The 554-nt window shown below is 82.7% G+C and carries 1 pseudogene; it reads left to right on the top strand.

From position 1 onward, the window contains the following. Window positions 1–554, top strand: a pseudogene (locus ACFQ11_RS37815) (hypothetical protein); the annotation flags it as partial.

The raw sequence follows: 554 nt of genomic DNA, 5'->3' as shown, positions 1-554 counted from the left end.
CGGCGTCCGGCTGCTCGCCGCGCTCGGCGGCCCGCTGCTGGGCGCCGCCGCGATGGCCGCCGCCGACCTGCCCGCGGCCCGCCTGGCGATCACCGACCCGCGGCGGTGGAGCACCGCCGACTGGGCCGCCGACGCGATCCCGCACCTGGCCTACGGCATGACGACCCACGCCGCCCTCGCCGCGGCGTTCCGGGCCGACGAACACGACCGCCGCCACGTCGACCCCCGGCCCGCACGCCGCCCCGCCCTGCTGCGCGCCGCGGCCCTCGGCGCCGCCACGGGCTGCCGCAGCACCGCCGGGCTCACCGTGCTCGCCCTGCGGTGCAGGCGCACCGACCCCGGCCCCGCGCGGCTCCTCGCCCGTCCCGGCGTCCGCGCCCTGCACACCCTCATGGCCGCCGGCGAACTCGCCCTCGACAAGCACCCCGCCGTGCCCGGCCGCGACGCGCCGCAGGGCATGATCCCCCGCGTCCTGCTCGCCGCCGCCGCGGCCCGCGACGCCGCCCGGCGCGACCGCACCGAGTACGGGCCGCCCGCCCTGGTCGCCGCGGCGG

The organism is Actinomadura sediminis (genome assembly GCF_042675525.1).
In the GTDB taxonomy this organism is placed as follows: domain Bacteria; phylum Actinomycetota; class Actinomycetes; order Streptosporangiales; family Streptosporangiaceae; genus Spirillospora; species Spirillospora sediminis.
The sequence above is the reverse complement of the archived record's forward strand: the minus strand, read 5'-3'. Positions and strand labels throughout refer to the sequence as shown.